This is a genomic window from Larkinella sp. C7 (assembly GCF_006149005.1).
Lineage (GTDB): Bacteria > Bacteroidota > Bacteroidia > Cytophagales > Spirosomataceae > Larkinella.
In genome coordinates this window covers 98,757-113,729 of the sequence record NZ_VBSL01000011.1, presented here as the reverse complement: position 1 = coordinate 113,729, position 14,973 = coordinate 98,757, and the positions used below count along the sequence as shown (strand labels likewise).

Genomic DNA, 14,973 nt, shown 5'->3' with positions numbered 1-14,973 from the left:
TGGAAATACAACTGCCGGTAAGCCGCAACGCTGTTCAACTATTTTGCGTAGTAGAATGCAACGCTACCTGACCGATTCCTGTCCTCAACGGTAGTGCCCCGTCTCTAAAAAAATCGTAAAACCGGTAACATGAAGTTACCATCCTATCGCCACCGGATTGGGTATGAAACTGTCGGTTATTATTCTGAATTATAACTCCAGCGGTTACACGCTGGACTGTGTCAATTCCATTCGAAAATATACACAGCTTGTTGATTATGAGATTGTTGTTGTTGATAATGGCTCACAGGAGACTGACTTTGACCGATTGTATTCCCTCAATCAACAACCCTTTCTGAAACTGATCCGGAGTCGGGTCAACCTGGGTTTTGCGGGCGGGCTCTTGCTGGGTTTGCAGGTTGTCGATCCATCATCCACTTATTATTTCTTTCTGAACAACGATTGCCAACTGCTCGACGATGTTTGCAGCCGTTTGTATGCGTTCATGGAAGACCACAAAGCGGTGGGCGTCTGTACGGGGCAGGCCGTCAACCGGGCCGATGAACATGAACCCTCTTTCAATTATTACCCCTCGTTGAGCGGAAACCTGCTGGGCCACGGTTTGATGCGCTGGTTTCATCCGGCGGACTACCTGCCACGCCGGCAGAAATACCAGGAACCGGTGCCCGTACCGGTGGTGACAGGCAGTGCGCTTTTTGTTCGGGCCACGGCGTTCTGGCAGGTGGGTGGTTTTGATCCGGCGTTTTTCCTGTATTGCGAAGAAGAAGATTTGTGCCGGCGGTTGCGGCAACGGGAGTGGAAGGCGATGCTGATTCCGGATGTCCGGTTTAGGCACCTGGGGGGCGGTAGCACGCGCCGGAATCTGCTGATTGAAAAAGAATACTACATTTCTCTTTTCTATTATTTCCGTAAAAACGAGAATGTCCTGAAACAACTCCTGCTTCAGCTTTTTTATACGCTGAAAGTGGGCAGGAAGGCTTTTCGAAGTACGCATTTTGCGCAACTGGCCTGGTTCATTCTGCGGGGAGCACCCGGTCGGGAGAGCCTTCGGTATCGCCAGGGCCTACCGGTTATTGCCAGTCCAGCCACGGATCATCAGCCAACCTCTTCACTGCTATCCCAATGAAAATTCTGGTCAAAGCCCCGCTTTCTGTTGTCATCATTACCCTGAACGCCGAAAGAACCTTGAAACAGGCGCTGGAGTCGGTTGTGGAGTGGGTTGATGAGGTCATTGTGGTCGATTCGGGCAGTACCGACGCCACCCTGACCATCGCCAGCGATTTTAATTGCCGGGTTACCTACCGGAAGTTCAACGGTTTTGGACCGCAAAAGCAATACGCGATCGATCAGGCCAAAAATGACTGGGTGCTGGTGCTCGATGCGGATGAAATTGTGACGGAGCAGCTTGCCAACGAAATAGCCGCCTTGTTTGTCGGCGGGCCGATCCATGCGGGGTATACGTTGCCCCGTAACCTGATTTTCCTGGGCCGGGTGTTGCGGCACAGCGGCCAAAATCGCCAGCCGGTTTTGCGGCTGTTCAACCGGCACCACGGTCGCATGACGCCCGTTCCGGTTCATGAGTCTGTTCAGGTGGAAGGCTCCATTGGACAGCTCTCGGGGATACTGATTCACTACAGCTATGGATCATTACACGATTATGTGCTGAAAATGAACCACTATACGACGCTCAGTGCCGAGGAAATGGCGCTAAGGCACAAAAAGGCTAACATCCCGCTTCAGGGCTTGCGCTTTCTGTTTACGTTTCTGAAAATCTATTTTTTGAAAGGTGGATTACTCGATGGATACCCCGGTTTTGTGTGGGCGTTGTTGTCGGCGGTTTATCCCGTGATCAAGTATTCAAAATTGCAGGAACTGCACGATAACGACGAAAAGCCCAAAACGAAACCGGTTCTGGCTTTTAACCAGGCACCCGGATTTCGTTAAAACCGCAAAACGTCAGACCGTTTCGACTTCGTAGATGTCCGTAATTTCGTCCAGGATACCGGCAATTTCTCCGTACGTATCGGCCTGCACAAGCCGGAGCCGGAACGGTTTGAAATTCTCCAGCCCCTTGAAATAATTGGTATAGTGTCGGCGCATTTCGAAAATGCCGGTTTTCTCTCCTTTCCAGCGAATCGAAAAGTCAAGGTGCTGCTTACAAATAGCCACCCGGTCGGCGAGTGTCGGAGCCGCCAGGTGTTCGCCGGTCCGGAGGAAGTGCTTGATTTCGTTAAAAATCCAGGGGTAGCCAATGCTGGCCCGCCCAATCATAATACCGTCGACACCGTACTGATTTTTATACGCCAGGGCTTTCTCGGGACTATCGATGTCGCCGTTGCCGAAAATCGGAATCGTAATGCGGGGGTTTTCTTTCACCCGCCCAATCAACGTCCAGTCGGCCTCGCCCTTGTACATTTGCACCCGGGTCCGACCGTGAACCGTAAGCGCCTGAATGCCAATATCCTGCAATCGTTCGGCAACTTCCATGATGTTCCGGGTATTGTCGTCCCAGCCCAGGCGGGTTTTTACCGTCACGGGCAAGTGCGTGGCTTTCACGACGGCTTCGGTCATTTTTACCATCTTCGGAATATCCTGCAGCAAAGCCGCCCCGGCACCCCGACACGCTACGTTTTTGACCGGACAACCGTAGTTGATGTCGATCAGATCCGGGTTGGCGCGGCTGGCAATTTCGGCGCAGGCCCGCATTGTTTCGATATCCGACCCGAACAACTGAATCCCGATCGGGCGTTCGTATTCAAAAATATCCAGTTTCCGGACGCTTTTGGCCGCGTCGCGAATGAGCCCTTCCGACGAAATGAACTCCGTATACATCAAATCCGCTCCATTGGCCTTGCAAACCGCCCGGAACGGCGGATCGCTTACGTCCTCCATCGGAGCCAGCAGCAGGGGAAATTCGCCCAGTTCGATTGTGCCGATTTTAACCATATATCGCTAACAACGCGTTTTCGAAAGATGTTCGCCAACCAAGCAGGAATTCAAAACATGACTGCTGTGAGCCGATTCCATAAAAAACCGGCACGGTTTTGAATTCCTGACTAGTTTGGGCGTAAATTTACAGCAATTATGGAAGACTTCCGCCTGACGCCTTCGTCCAATCCCCCCCTGCATCCGTTTCGTAGCCTGTTGGTTCTGCTGGGGTTTGTTTTGCTGGGCATGTCACTGGGCGGTTTACTGGCCGGGGTGTTCCTGACGGCCTGGGCATCGGCCAGTGGCAACACGTCCGTTACGGATATTACCGGTATTTTAACGAATCCGGCCGATTATCCGGGGAGCTGGCATTTGCTGATGCTGATTCAGGCGGTGAGCCACCTGTGTTCGTTTCTGCTTCCCTGCGTTCTGTACCTCCGCTGGATCGAGCGTAAATCGTGGTCGGAGTTTAACGCCCGCCCGCTGACGGTGGTGCAATCGGTGGGTTTGGTGGCCCTGCTAACCATCACTTTCATGCCGTTTAACGGGCTGATCATCGAGTGGAATCAGAACCTTGATTTACCGGACAGTCTGGCCGGGCTGGAAGCCTGGATGAAACAGAAAGAAGACCAGATTTCGGGCCTGACGACGTTCCTGACCGATTTTAACTCCCCCCTCGACCTGGTGATTGCGTTGGTGGTGATTGGCGTCATCCCCGGTATTGGTGAAGAGGTGTTGTTCCGGGGCATGGTACAGCGAAAACTGGCGCAGTGGACGGGCAACGTACACGTTGCGATCTGGGTATCGGCGCTCATTTTCAGTGCAATTCACGTCCAGTTTTACGGTTTTGTGCCGCGCGCCTTGCTGGGTGCGCTGTTTGGGTATGTGTACGTCTGGTCGGGGAATATCTGGGTTCCCATCCTGGCACATGCGGTCAATAACGGGTTTACGGTATTAATGGTGTGGTTGTATCACCGGCAGATGATTTCGGTCGATATTGAAAATACGAATTCGGTTCCTTTGACCGGCGCGTTAATTTCACTACTTTTAACCATAGGTTTTTTAGCCTTTTTTCGAAAAACGAATCAATCGTCGTCTCAACCTTATGTCTGATCAGTGGGAGAAAGTACTGGTGACACCTACCACCTACCGCGCCGAACTGGCAAAAGTGTTGTTAGCCGAACACGAAATCAATGCCGTCGTTGTCAATAAAAAAGATAGCAATTATCTCCTGGGGAACTGCGAAGTGTATGTGCAAACCGAGGATGCGGCCATGGCAAAGATTTACCTGATTTCGGCCGATTTGGAATATTGAAAAGCGAATGACCAATTAACCGAACCGGCGCAAACCTGTTCGTGATTGGTCATTTATTTTTTGTCGTCATTTTTTTTCGCGTACGAAATCACGGTATAGATGCCCTCTTTGGGTTTGCCGGACATTTCGAGGGTCACCACGGTGCGGGCCGTTTCCCAGATGCTCGAACGGCTCAGATGACTTAGCAGGACGGCATCGCCGTAGCGCTCGGGACGGTTTTTGTACAGGGGATAGTTCCACGACCAGTAGTCGCCGGAAGGAGGGCCGTAGCGATCCGATAGGGTTTTGAGCAGGGTTTGATACTCGTCCCAGTGCTGTTGGGCGCGGACATGACGATCGGTGAAAATGTACAGGGCGCCAGCGAGTTGATCGTTGACAAAGGCGAATTTTACCGAAGCCGGGAAGTTATAAAACCAACGCTGCCGATAGTGAAGCGTCGTGTCCGTAATCCGAAAGGGAACCGTTTGTTCAACCGCCTGAACCTCTTTTCGGCTCATGCCCCAATGCAATGAGCGAAGGTCGTTTTCGGGTTGCAGTGTGTTTCCTGTCAATTGAAAAAACAGGCATAGCAGAACGAGAAGCATACAGGGCGGAGGTCGGTGAGTAGAACGCTGGTAAATTCAACTCTAATGATTGAGAACTGTAAATAAAGTTAAAAATAGACGGAAAGAGAAACCAGGGTAGGAACGAGGTGTTCGTATTTTGTTATTTTCGCCGGATAAACCACCCTGATTTGTAGTTAACTTTCTACATGAAAGAACGTTTAAATCGGATGACGAATCTGCAACAGCGCGTAATTGCTGCGGCTGTCGGCGTCATCATCATCTTATTTGGAATCTGGTACAGTGACTGGACGTTTGCGTTATTGTTCTGTGCCATCAGTGCGTTGACGCAACTGGAATTTTATAAATTACTGGGTCTCGATGGCAACCAACCGCTGACCTATTACGGTACGGCGGTAGGGTGTTTGATTTGTATACTGACTTATTTGATTGAAAAACAGATTGTTGACTACGATAGCTATTTCCTGATCTGTCCGGCAGCATCCATGATTTTTTTAATCAAATTGTATAAAAAGCGGGATTTAAAACCGTTTACCAATATCGGGTTTACCTTTCTGGGACTGATTTATGTCGCCGTTCCGTTCGCGCTGCTGAATGTGCTGGCGTTGCGGGGCGGTACCTACCATCCGGGTTTGATGCTGGGTTGCCTCGTGTTGTTGTGGGCGAGCGATATTGGGGCGTATTTTGCCGGGACAAAATTTGGCCGACGGAAATTATTTGAACGCGTATCGCCCAAGAAATCGTGGGAAGGGGCGGTTGGCGGAGCCCTGGCGGCTGCGGTTATCGCCTTTTTTCTGACTATTTTTGTCGATGATCTGCGGCCGTGGGAGTGGTACTGTGTGGGTGCCATCATTGTCGTAACGGGAACCTACGGGGATTTGGTCGAGTCGCTGTTCAAGCGCAGCATTGCCATCAAGGACTCCGGCTCCACGATTCCGGGTCATGGCGGTTTTTTAGACCGGTTCGACGGGTTGCTGCTGGCGGCACCGTTTATTATTACTTTTTTGAAACTGTTTGCGTGACACTGACGCGGGTTGGCACTGCCAATGCCCTGTCATGGAGCCCTAAACCTGGACCATGCGCCGATGAGACCGGCGTTTTACGATTGAGACATGAAGACTTCATTCATACAACTTGTTGCTATTCTGACCCTGGCGTCGGGATTAATGCTGACCAACAGCCACTTGGTGCGGGCGCAGGGGCAGGAAAAACTGATCATGTTTACCGGGATTATTACGGCCGGAAAGACGTCTGAGCCGTTGCCGGAAGCCTATATTTCCATCCCGCGCGCGGGCCGGGGCGTATTGTCCAACAGCATCGGGTATTTTGCCATCCCGGTTTTACCGGGCGACAGCATTGTGTTTAGTTACCTCGGTTTTAAGAAACAATACCACATCATTCCACGTCGGTTAACGGAGCAGTCGTATTCGGCCGTGGTAGCGATGCAGGAAGATGTGCAGATGCTGACCGAAGTAAAAGTTTATCCGTATCCAACGGAAGAGCTCTTCAAGCAGGCTTTTGTCAACCTGAAATTGCCGGATGAAAAAGAACGGGAGAACATGGCGCGAAACCTCAGTGCTGAATCAATGCAGCGACTGGCGGCTTTGACGCCCATGAGTGCCGCCGGGAATTACCGGTATTACCTGAACCAGCAGTGGTTTGGCCGGGAATCGATAACGGGCCGGTCGCAACTGACCACCATTCCGTTCCTGAATCCGTTTGCCTGGGCGAGCTTTATCAAATCGGTTAAAAACGGCGATTTGAAGAAAAAGGACTTCCGGCAGGAACTCAACGCCACCCCACCGGAAGGCCTGTCCCGGCAGGATATTCTGAAGAATAATTAGGTTTACGGTATACCGTTTTCGGCGGGCTGTTGTTCCTGTGGCTGACGCCTTCAATGTTCGTTGTTCAATATTCGATATTGAGCATATGCATTAACCACCGTAACGAAGGCTCACCGAAAATTACTTCCCTTCGAACGTCAACAGCCTTGTGGTTTGTCCGTCAAACCGGGCGTAGGTGTTGAGATTGATCCATTCTCCGAGATTGATATACCGGCTGTTTTCAGTTACTTTCAAATCCAGCGACAGGTGGCGGTGGCCGAAGATGTAGTAATCGTGGTGCTGGTGAGCCTCCATTTCTTTGCAATACTGCCAGAGCCATTCCTGTTCATTGCCCCTGAAAACATCGGTTTTATGCTGCTCGGCGGCTTTGCGGCTGCGCGACCAGCCATTGCCGAAAAGCACACCAATATCGGGATGAAGCCAGCGGAAAAACCACCGGGCCAGTCCATTCTCAAATATTTTTTTGAGCTGTTTGTACTTGAAATCACCGGGCCCCAGGCCGTCACCGTGACCCACCAGGAAGTGTTGATCACCAATCTGGTACGATTTCGGTAACCGGTAAACCGGAATCCCCATCTCTTCGGTAAAATAGTCCGCCATCCACATATCGTGATTTCCGGAGAAGAGTTTTATTGCAATACCATTGTCTGATAATTCGGCCAGTTTTCCCTGAAGGCGGGTGAAGCCTTTCGGAATCACGTGTTTGTATTCAAACCAGAAATCGAAGACGTCACCGACCAGGAAAATGGCTTCGGCATCGTTGCTGACCAGGTCGAGCCAGCGGATAACCCGGCGTTCCCGTTCCCGGCTGAGGGTGGGCGTAGGCATTCCTAAATGGAAGTCGGAAGCAAAGTAAACGGCTCGATCCGGTGGGAGCGGTAGGTGTTCAATCGATGGCATGAATATTTTTTCAGGAATACAAAGGTAACACATTGCTTCTTTACCTCCGAAACTCGGATATTGCATTCTCAACGACGAAACCGTCGATTAACCCACAGTTTGCAGAGATGATATGAAAAAACGGTTTATTGCCTTGGTCGGTTTGGTCGGATTTATGGGCGTAGGAAAGGAGGGAGGTCAACCGGTAAAGGCTCAGTCGCCCCTGGCGATGGTAGCTGTAACAAAAAATCCACCGGCGGTGGTCGAGAAGTTGGTGTTTGATCGGGTGCTGGTGTATGAACAAACCGATTACAATGGTTCGGTGGTGCGGTATCAGGTTTTATTAAATTCCAAAACCGGTCAGTTCGGATTCGACCGGAAGCTGGCGAATCTGAGTTTTCCGGGTGTGGTAGGTGGCTATACGTTCGTTACGGGTCAGCCCGATGGCAGCTACCGGGTTTACGTGGCCGACAAGTATGAAGGCAAAATTATCATGCGTTACAACGTTGGGAGCGCCTATTATGCCCCCAATCGGGCCGCTGCCTGCCGGAATCGTTTTCAGAAGCGGTATCACCCGACCGGTCGGGAAGGAAGCCAGTATGGCTTGACGGCGGCCGAATACAAGGCCAGTCTGGGCCGTTCGGACACCGAATGGCTGTGGGTGGCTGAAGTGCCCTTTAATTCATACCCGCTGTATTTGTTCAACGAGCTGGCGCTGGAGGCCAAACTTCCGGATGCCCACAGCATTAATTTCTCGTCGTCGCTGGCACCCAACGAATTGCTGGTTCAGTCCAAGAAAGAATATTATTCGGAGAAGGTGAACGGAAAACCGGCTACCAGTACTTTGAAACTCATCTTTTTCGGTCCTGCCAACCACACCTTCGATGTAACGGGGTATAAATTCAAGTAGCGGTCACGTTTCTACAACTGGCTATCCAGCCATTTCCAGCTCCGGTTATAAAAATCCAGGCAGGTGGTATGGGGTAAATTCGGGTAGGTTTTGAGCTGTTTTTGGGCTTTCACGCGCTTGAAAAACGATTGGATTGTTGCTTCGGGACATGTCGTATCTTTACCGCCGGCACTGAGTAAAACCGGTTTATGAAACCGGTACGCTAACTGATAAGGATCGAAATAATCCAGGGTTGCTAACGTCTGTTCGTTATTTTTACCGGCCTTATCAAGGAGCGACTTGACAAGTGAACCCTGGAGGGTAGCGGCAAGGCGAAAGTTGCACAGAAATGGTACGTGGGCTACCACCACTTTCACTCTGGCGTCTAAAGCGCCTACTGCCAGGGCTATTCCGCCCCCCTGACTCGTTCCTGCCAGGGCGATCCGGCTGGTATCGATTTCCGGTCTGGATATGGCAAAGTCAATGGCACGCATGACATCCGCATAACATCCCTGGTAGTACATCCCCTCGGGTTGTTCGGTGTTCATGGTCAGTTTGTCATCCTGGTTTAGCTTCATGAAGGGGGCGGATTCTCCCTGGCCGCGCGGGAAAACCTGTAAAATCGCATACCCACGCTGGCATTCGCTTAACATAATCCCCTGCTGTGATCCGCCGTAGCCGGGAACGGTAATAATAACCGGCCATCGTTTCGTTTTGTCGAGTGACTCGCCTTCGATCGGAAGTGATAACAGGGCTCGTATTCGAACACCGCCTAGGCTGGTCAGCGTTATGGCGGACACTTTATAGGGGAGAGCATCACGCCGGGCTTCAACCAAACTAGTCATCGGTTCAAGTTTGAGTTGCCGTTTCGTATCCTGCCAGAAGCGGTCAATCTTGCCGGAAAGGGAATCGTCCGTTTTCTGTATTGACCGGTTTTTGTTCTGATGGGTGAGCGTTGAACAAGTTAGCACCATATACAACCATACTGGAAGTGTATGCAGAGACAGTACTCCTAACGGCGCGCGCATGGCAGTGATTTGACGGATGTTTGGTATTCAAAAATAGGAAAGTGATGCCTCCACTTTTAATACGATTTTATCGGTTTTTAGTGTTATTCTACATTTGTCCTTGATCGTTATTTGCCTAAACCCGACTGACATGCAAAAAGCCGACACATGTGTCGGCTTTTTGCATGATAAGGAGTCTTCTGTTAGCGTTGTTACGACAAAGCTGGCAGATCTGGTGTCGGCAGCGGTTTGGTCTGTTCCGGTTTGCTGTCGGTACCAATCTCCTCTTCCACTACTTCGCTGTTGTTCTTGTAAGCCTGGTAGGTCGTTTCTTTCTGGAAAGGACGTTTGCCCAGAATCCGGACGAGGTCTTTCTGGAACAGAATCTCTTTCTCCAGCAGCTCTTTCGCTACGGCTTCCAGACCGGCCCGGTTTTCAGCCAGCAAGGCTTTGGTCCGGATGTAGGCCTGATCGATAATCTTGCGAACTTCATCGTCGATGGCTTCAGCCGTTGCTTCCGAATACGGTTTGTTGAACTGGTATTCGCTCTGTTTCGAATCGTAGAACGAAACGTTACCAATTTTGTCATTCATCCCGTACATGGTTACCATGCTGTAGGCCAGCTTCGTAATCCGTTCGAGGTCACTGAGGGCACCGGTCGAAATTTTACCGAAGACGTTATCTTCCGCAGCCCGCCCACCGAGCGTCATACACATCTCATCGATGAGCTGTTCCGTGCGGTATAGATACTGTTCGCGGGGCAGATACTGCGCATAACCCAATGCGGCTACGCCACGGGGTACAATCGTGACCTTCACCAGCGGATCGGCGTGTTCCAGGAACCAGCCCGTAACAGCGTGGCCGGCTTCGTGGTAGGCAACAATTTCTTTCTCCTCCGGTGCAATGAGTTTATTTTTCTTCTCCAAACCGCCAATGACGCGGTCCATGGCATACTGAAAATCCTGCATATCGACCGATTCCTTGTTCCGACGGGCGGCAATCAGAGCCGCTTCGTTACAAACATTGGCAATATCAGCCCCCGCAAAACCCGGCGTTTGAGCCGCCAGCTCCCGCGGATCGACGTCGGTATCCAGTTTGATAGGCTTCAAGTGGACTTTGAAAATCGCTTCCCGGCCTACAATGTCCGGTTTGTCGATGCTGATCTGGCGGTCGAACCGGCCGGGACGCAGCAGCGCCGAATCCAGTACATCGGGGCGGTTGGTAGCGGCCAGAATAATGATTCCGGAGTCGGTCGCAAAACCGTCCATCTCAACCAGCAGCGAGTTCAGCGTATTTTCGCGTTCGTCGTTCGCACCGGGCATAGATCCCCGTCCGCGTGACCGGCCAACGGCGTCAATTTCGTCAATGAAGATAATACAGGGTGCTTTTTCTTTGGCTTGTTTAAACAAGTCACGAACCCGGGCTGCTCCGACACCGACAAACATTTCGACAAAGTCGGAACCCGACAGCGAGAAGAACGGAACACCGGCTTCACCCGCTACGGCTTTCGCCAGCAGGGTTTTACCTGTACCCGGAGGACCCACCAGCAACGCACCTTTCGGAATCTTGGCACCGAGTTTGGTAAATTTGGTAGGATTTTTCAGGTAATCGACAATTTCCTTGATTTCTTCTTTGGCTTCATCCAGACCCGCCACGTCGTTAAACGTGATCTTCACCCGGTTTTCAGCGTCGAACAAAGCGGCTTTTGATTTTCCAATGTTGAAAATCTGACCACCCGGCCCGGCACCGCCCGACATCCGGCCCAGCAGAAAATACATGGCCAGAATCATGACGATAAAGAAACCCCAGGTTTGCAGAAAACCGCTCCAGTCGCTTCGCTGTTCGATTTTATAGTCGATCTTCTCGTTATCGGGAATGCCTTCCTGGATGCGATCCAGGTCTTTTTTGAAAGACTCGGCCGACGAAACCCGGAAACTGAAATGCGGGCCGGATTCGGAGTTAAAATACGATTTGTCCTGAAATTGCGTCCGGTATTTTTGTTGCAGTGCCTGTTGGGTCAGGGTAATTTCTACAACCTCATTGTTCACAATGACTACCTTGTCAACTTCCTTATTCTTAACCATCTTTTCAAATCCGCGGATGGTCGTCTCACGGACAGCACTGCTGCGGTTGAAAAAGGTTATCCCGAGGATCGCTGCAATCAGGATCGCTACAATCCAGCCCTGGAAGTTTGGCCGACGGGGAGTTCTGGGTGAAAGTGGATTTCTATTATTATCAGGCATTTTTGCAACAGAATTACGGCTAAATACACAAAAAAGGAAACACCATTTGGTAATGGATTGTTTCTACTGGGTTTGGGATTCGATAAACGGGGAGTTGCCGGGGTAGATGGTCGTATGAGCGGATAAACACTCGTTCTGTTACCTGTTTCCGGGTCAGGCCGTATCGATCAGGCAAAGGTTTCTTCCACGTGGTGGATTTCAGCGTCACCCCAAAGTTGCTCGAGGTCATAAAACACCCGGCGTTCTTTTTTGAAAACATGAACGACAACATCCACATAGTCGAGCAGAATCCATTCCCGATTCATTTTGCCTTCCTCATGCCAGGGATTGATTTTGCTGGCTTTGAATACTTCTTCTTCAACGGAATCGGCGATGGCGTCGATCTGCGTGTCGGATGTTCCGGAGCAGATGACGAAGTAGTCAGAAATGGCATTTTTAACGTCGCGAAGATCCATGACAACAATGTCAACAGCCTTCTTTTCCTGCATTCCCTTCACGACGAGTTTGCACAATTCTTCGGATGATAAGTCCTTCGGTTTATTTATTCTCATGCTACTGGTTTAAATTGCAAAGACCGAAACCAGCGGGTACGTTTACTATAACTAGAATTTGTACCATAATTTCGGTATTCATCCAACTAAATGTATTAAAAATTTGTACAAGTTTCGACCCAAAACGCTATTTATTGGACAAAAAATTAATTATCTGCCAACTTGTCAGTCTACAAACGATGTTGCAGCCGAATTAATTACATCCGAAACCGCTTTGGATGGAACCGTCGTCATAACCGGTAACCAAACCGCCGGACGAGGGCAGCGCGGGAATCAGTGGGAAGCGCAGGCCAACCACAACCTGACCTTTTCGGTTCTTCTGCAGCCCACCTTTCTGCAAGCTTCAGAACAGTTCTGGCTGAACATTGCCGTTTCACTGGGAATCAGCGACTGGCTGAGCACTTACGTGGGTGACCGATTGAAAATCAAGTGGCCCAACGATCTCTACGTTTTACAGCGTAAAATTGGTGGAATATTAATTGAAAATACGCTGTATGGCTATACAATTGCGTGGTCGGTAGTTGGAATTGGCTTAAACATCAATCAAACCCGCTTTCAAACCCCAACTGCGACCTCCCTTAGCAATGAAACACCAAACGACCTGGATTTCGTTCTGCCGGAATTATTTCCGGCCTTACTGGAGTCGCTCGAGCGCCGGTATCTGGCCTTACGGGCCGGTCAACGCGATGTATTGAAAACGAATTACCTTCAGCGATTATTCCGCTATCAGGAAGAAAGCGTTTTCAAAGCGGATGGCGAACATTTCCGGGGAATCATCGTCGGCGTTGAAGAAACCGGTCGGCTGGCTATACAGGTGGGTGAAAAGCTTCGGAGTTTTGCTTTTAAGGAGGTGGAGTTTGTGATTGATGGCGATTGAATATCGAATAGCGAACATCGAACATCGAAGTGAAGGGAGCAGGTTAGGTGGTTTTGCGGGAACCCTTGATGAGGGCCGCGATGCCCAGGATGATAACGGCACCCACAAAAGCGGTCAAAACGCGGTCGAGAACACCACCGGCTCCCGTTGCGAAGGTGTTGCCGAAAATCCAGCCACCAACAAAGGCACCGGCAATGCCCAACAAAATCTCGGTGAATAAAGAGAACGAGAAGCGTTTAAAAAGAAGATCGGCCAGCCAGCCAGCAATGGCTCCAACCAGAATGGTCATCAATAGTCCCATGGCGTTCAAGACGTTTAGTTTGTAGGCAATAGAACTCAGGCTGAGTCGGTTTGTTTTACAAACTTCGCCGGAACCAGCGGTTATTCTGCCGGACGGAAACCGATCACCGCAACCATCCGCCCCGTATTGCCCTTTTCGATTCGGTAGGAAAAGAAATCCCGGTTGTGGGTGACCGTCGAATAGGGAGAAACGCCAACCTGGCTGGCCGGAATACCGGCGTTGATCAGTTGAGCCACATTGGCAGCTTTTAAGTCGATCAAAAACTTCTGACGTTCAGAATCAAATGCCTTATGGGCTTCGTCAAATTGTTCGGCGACCTCATTTCCAACCTCGAATGAATCCTGGTCGATGCAGGTACCGACATAGGCGAAACACGCAGCGGGCTGAGATCCAAACTGGTCGTTCATGGCCTGAATGGTTTTCTCGACAATTCGGGCCACCGTGCCGCGCCAGCCGGCGTGGATAGCCGCCACGGCCTGTTGGCCGGCATCATAAATCAAAATGGGTGTACAGTCAGCCACTGTAACCGTCAGGAAATGATCGGGCAGATTGGTGATCAGCGCATCATACCCTGCAAACCGGCCCGCTTGCTGAACGGTCAGAATCCGGTCGCCATGAACCTGGTGCGAAGAGGCCACCTGCTCCGGCCTAATGCCGAGACTGGAAAAAAAGCGACGGCGGTTTTCCTCCACGTGTTCGGGCAAGTCGCTGGTATTCAAACCAACATTGAGAGAGGAAAAGGGAAAAGGGCTGATGCCGCCGTGGCGGGTGCTTTCGGCGGCAACCACCGATTGAAAAGGTTGAAATACCGTTGGCATTCGATGAAGTGAGTCTAACGCAATCATTCGACGTGCTGGGTTATAACAAATTCTGTGCTATCGATTTTTGGGTCATGAAAATTTTGAAACAATCCACTGAATTACCCTTATTTATTCTTGCAAACAGGCATAATTCAAAATTATTTATATTTATAACTTGCTGATAATCTGAATGTTATCTGTATTTTTATGGGTTGCCGTTCGATCATTCATCCAGAAAACAAACCGTTCGTCGGTGTACATCAACCGCTGGCGTACTATCTGTCGTCCGGTGTGAAGGGGAGCTGCTATATTTGAATCGTCAATCAGACATAAACAACAAATAAGAACAACTGTAAACACACCATGAAAACGTTCATTTCTTCCGTACTCGTCGCGCTGGCCGTAAGCGCATCAACCGTAACATTGGCAAATTCTGACAACGAAAAAGTGGCCGGCACCTACCAGGTGGGCTTGTACCCCTCCGCGCAAAATGCCAAGGTCAACGTAATGGTTGCCAAAGAAAAAGGATCTTCACTGAACGTACAACTGCTGGATGGCAGCGGTGCGGTGCTGGCTACCCAGCAACTGGACAAGAACGAAACGACCACCCGCACCCGGTTTGACCTGAGTCAACTGGAAGACGGAAAATATAAAGTGGTCGTCACGGACGGGACTTCTAAAATTGTGAAAGAAGTTAACCTCCAAACCAAAACACCGGTTCAACCTGAGCGCTCCGTTTCTCTGCGCTGATAATCCGGCATTTCCACACCAAAAAA

Annotated in this window: 17 protein-coding genes; 9 read left to right on the top strand and 8 right to left on the bottom strand. The window is 50.4% G+C overall.

Annotated elements, in window-relative coordinates; translation table 11 throughout:
• The first annotated feature begins 163 nt into the window (after nucleotides 1–163).
• Both FH871_RS23400 and FH871_RS23395 read left to right on the top strand, forming a co-directional pair.
• Nucleotides 164–1,126, top strand: coding sequence for a glycosyltransferase (locus FH871_RS23400; RefSeq protein ID WP_138993853.1), 963 nt, complete (start codon nucleotides 164–166; stop codon nucleotides 1,124–1,126).
• Nucleotides 1,123–1,944, top strand: a complete 822-nt coding sequence (locus FH871_RS23395) for a glycosyltransferase family 2 protein (protein ID WP_138993852.1) — start codon at nucleotides 1,123–1,125, stop codon at nucleotides 1,942–1,944. The genes FH871_RS23400 and FH871_RS23395 overlap by 4 nt, the downstream gene beginning before the upstream one ends.
• 12 nt (nucleotides 1,945–1,956) lie before the next feature.
• Here FH871_RS23395 and dusB read toward each other — a convergent pair whose 3' ends face one another.
• Nucleotides 1,957–2,946 carry a tRNA dihydrouridine synthase DusB gene (gene dusB / locus FH871_RS23390; protein ID WP_138993851.1) on the bottom strand — a complete coding sequence of 330 codons (990 nt, stop codon included), beginning with the start codon at nucleotides 2,944–2,946 and terminating at the stop codon, nucleotides 1,957–1,959.
• A 138-nt stretch (nucleotides 2,947–3,084) separates the two neighbouring features.
• Here dusB and FH871_RS23385 point away from each other — a divergent pair, with 138 nt between their 5' ends.
• Complete coding sequence (locus FH871_RS23385; protein WP_138993850.1) at nucleotides 3,085–4,041, top strand: CPBP family intramembrane glutamic endopeptidase; 957 nt, start codon at nucleotides 3,085–3,087, stop codon at nucleotides 4,039–4,041.
• Nucleotides 4,034–4,243, top strand: a complete 210-nt coding sequence (locus FH871_RS23380) for a DUF2007 domain-containing protein (RefSeq protein ID WP_114405964.1) — start codon at nucleotides 4,034–4,036, stop codon at nucleotides 4,241–4,243. Before FH871_RS23385 ends, FH871_RS23380 begins: the two co-directional genes overlap by 8 nt.
• A gap of 53 nt (nucleotides 4,244–4,296) precedes the next feature.
• On the opposite strand, the gene FH871_RS23375 is transcribed toward FH871_RS23380, so the two are convergent.
• Nucleotides 4,297–4,827, bottom strand: coding sequence for a hypothetical protein (locus FH871_RS23375; RefSeq protein ID WP_138993849.1), 531 nt, complete (start codon nucleotides 4,825–4,827; stop codon nucleotides 4,297–4,299).
• Nucleotides 4,828–4,994: 167 nt separating this feature from the next.
• Here FH871_RS23375 and FH871_RS23370 point away from each other — a divergent pair, with 167 nt between their 5' ends.
• The gene (locus FH871_RS23370) at nucleotides 4,995–5,828 is read left to right on the top strand and encodes a phosphatidate cytidylyltransferase (protein WP_114405962.1); all 834 of its coding nucleotides are present in this window, start codon (nucleotides 4,995–4,997) and stop codon (nucleotides 5,826–5,828) included.
• Between the two features lie 90 nt (nucleotides 5,829–5,918).
• Complete coding sequence (locus tag FH871_RS23365; protein ID WP_138993848.1) at nucleotides 5,919–6,650, top strand: carboxypeptidase-like regulatory domain-containing protein; 732 nt, start codon at nucleotides 5,919–5,921, stop codon at nucleotides 6,648–6,650.
• A 120-nt stretch (nucleotides 6,651–6,770) separates the two neighbouring features.
• On the opposite strand, the gene FH871_RS23360 is transcribed toward FH871_RS23365, so the two are convergent.
• A complete protein-coding gene (locus tag FH871_RS23360; protein ID WP_138993847.1) occupies nucleotides 6,771–7,550 on the bottom strand; it encodes a UDP-2,3-diacylglucosamine diphosphatase in 780 nt (259 codons plus the stop codon).
• 112 nt (nucleotides 7,551–7,662) lie between these two features.
• On the opposite strand from FH871_RS23360, the gene FH871_RS23355 reads away from it, so the two are divergent.
• Nucleotides 7,663–8,439, top strand: coding sequence for a hypothetical protein (locus FH871_RS23355; RefSeq protein WP_138993846.1), 777 nt, complete (start codon nucleotides 7,663–7,665; stop codon nucleotides 8,437–8,439).
• Between the two features lie 11 nt (nucleotides 8,440–8,450).
• Here FH871_RS23355 and FH871_RS23350 read toward each other — a convergent pair whose 3' ends face one another.
• The 3 genes from FH871_RS23350 to rsfS all read right to left on the bottom strand — a co-directional run bounded on the left by FH871_RS23350 (nucleotide 8,451) and on the right by rsfS (nucleotide 12,219).
• Nucleotides 8,451–9,392 carry an acetylxylan esterase gene (locus tag FH871_RS23350; RefSeq protein ID WP_255516961.1) on the bottom strand — a complete coding sequence of 314 codons (942 nt, stop codon included), beginning with the start codon at nucleotides 9,390–9,392 and terminating at the stop codon, nucleotides 8,451–8,453.
• A gap of 245 nt (nucleotides 9,393–9,637) precedes the next feature.
• A complete protein-coding gene (ftsH, locus tag FH871_RS23345) occupies nucleotides 9,638–11,668 on the bottom strand; it encodes an ATP-dependent zinc metalloprotease FtsH (protein WP_138993844.1) in 2,031 nt (676 codons plus the stop codon).
• Nucleotides 11,669–11,835: 167 nt separating this feature from the next.
• Complete coding sequence (gene rsfS / locus FH871_RS23340) at nucleotides 11,836–12,219, bottom strand: ribosome silencing factor (protein WP_138993843.1); 384 nt, start codon at nucleotides 12,217–12,219, stop codon at nucleotides 11,836–11,838.
• Between the two features lie 58 nt (nucleotides 12,220–12,277).
• Here rsfS and FH871_RS23335 point away from each other — a divergent pair, with 58 nt between their 5' ends.
• Nucleotides 12,278–13,096 (top strand): biotin--[acetyl-CoA-carboxylase] ligase, encoded by an 819-nt coding sequence (locus tag FH871_RS23335; RefSeq protein WP_306439249.1) that lies wholly within the window; start codon nucleotides 12,278–12,280, stop codon nucleotides 13,094–13,096.
• 43 nt (nucleotides 13,097–13,139) lie between these two features.
• Here the strand turns inward: FH871_RS23335 and FH871_RS23330 are convergent, their stop codons facing one another.
• Together FH871_RS23330 and pgeF are read right to left on the bottom strand one after the other, a co-directional pair.
• Nucleotides 13,140–13,397, bottom strand: a complete 258-nt coding sequence (locus FH871_RS23330) for a GlsB/YeaQ/YmgE family stress response membrane protein (protein ID WP_114406033.1) — start codon at nucleotides 13,395–13,397, stop codon at nucleotides 13,140–13,142.
• 80 nt (nucleotides 13,398–13,477) lie between these two features.
• Nucleotides 13,478–14,215: a peptidoglycan editing factor PgeF gene (gene pgeF / locus FH871_RS23325; RefSeq protein ID WP_229317519.1), complete on the bottom strand. Its 738-nt coding sequence runs from the start codon at nucleotides 14,213–14,215 to the stop codon at nucleotides 13,478–13,480.
• A 345-nt stretch (nucleotides 14,216–14,560) separates the two neighbouring features.
• Here pgeF and FH871_RS23320 point away from each other — a divergent pair, with 345 nt between their 5' ends.
• Complete coding sequence (locus tag FH871_RS23320) at nucleotides 14,561–14,947, top strand: T9SS type A sorting domain-containing protein (RefSeq protein WP_138993840.1); 387 nt, start codon at nucleotides 14,561–14,563, stop codon at nucleotides 14,945–14,947.
• Nucleotides 14,948–14,973 lie beyond the last annotated feature (26 nt).

What these genes read in the sequence shown, in the direction of transcription:
- FH871_RS23400 (WP_138993853.1), top strand. Translation starts at nt 164, where the DNA reads ATGAAACTGTCGGTTATTATTCTGAATTATAACTCCAGCGGTTACACG.
- FH871_RS23395 (WP_138993852.1), top strand. Translation starts at nt 1,123, where the DNA reads ATGAAAATTCTGGTCAAAGCCCCGCTTTCTGTTGTCATCATTACCCTG.
- dusB (WP_138993851.1), bottom strand. Translation starts at nt 2,946, where the DNA reads ATGGTTAAAATCGGCACAATCGAACTGGGCGAATTTCCCCTGCTGCTG.
- FH871_RS23385 (WP_138993850.1), top strand. Translation starts at nt 3,085, where the DNA reads ATGGAAGACTTCCGCCTGACGCCTTCGTCCAATCCCCCCCTGCATCCG.
- FH871_RS23380 (WP_114405964.1), top strand. Translation starts at nt 4,034, where the DNA reads ATGTCTGATCAGTGGGAGAAAGTACTGGTGACACCTACCACCTACCGC.
- FH871_RS23375 (WP_138993849.1), bottom strand. Translation starts at nt 4,827, where the DNA reads ATGCTTCTCGTTCTGCTATGCCTGTTTTTTCAATTGACAGGAAACACA.
- FH871_RS23370 (WP_114405962.1), top strand. Translation starts at nt 4,995, where the DNA reads ATGAAAGAACGTTTAAATCGGATGACGAATCTGCAACAGCGCGTAATT.
- FH871_RS23365 (WP_138993848.1), top strand. Translation starts at nt 5,919, where the DNA reads ATGAAGACTTCATTCATACAACTTGTTGCTATTCTGACCCTGGCGTCG.
- FH871_RS23360 (WP_138993847.1), bottom strand. Translation starts at nt 7,550, where the DNA reads ATGCCATCGATTGAACACCTACCGCTCCCACCGGATCGAGCCGTTTAC.
- FH871_RS23355 (WP_138993846.1), top strand. Translation starts at nt 7,663, where the DNA reads ATGAAAAAACGGTTTATTGCCTTGGTCGGTTTGGTCGGATTTATGGGC.
- FH871_RS23350 (WP_255516961.1), bottom strand. Translation starts at nt 9,392, where the DNA reads ATGGTGCTAACTTGTTCAACGCTCACCCATCAGAACAAAAACCGGTCA.
- ftsH (WP_138993844.1), bottom strand. Translation starts at nt 11,668, where the DNA reads ATGCCTGATAATAATAGAAATCCACTTTCACCCAGAACTCCCCGTCGG.
- rsfS (WP_138993843.1), bottom strand. Translation starts at nt 12,219, where the DNA reads ATGAGAATAAATAAACCGAAGGACTTATCATCCGAAGAATTGTGCAAA.
- FH871_RS23330 (WP_114406033.1), bottom strand. Translation starts at nt 13,397, where the DNA reads ATGGGACTATTGATGACCATTCTGGTTGGAGCCATTGCTGGCTGGCTG.
- pgeF (WP_229317519.1), bottom strand. Translation starts at nt 14,215, where the DNA reads ATGCCAACGGTATTTCAACCTTTTCAATCGGTGGTTGCCGCCGAAAGC.
- FH871_RS23320 (WP_138993840.1), top strand. Translation starts at nt 14,561, where the DNA reads ATGAAAACGTTCATTTCTTCCGTACTCGTCGCGCTGGCCGTAAGCGCA.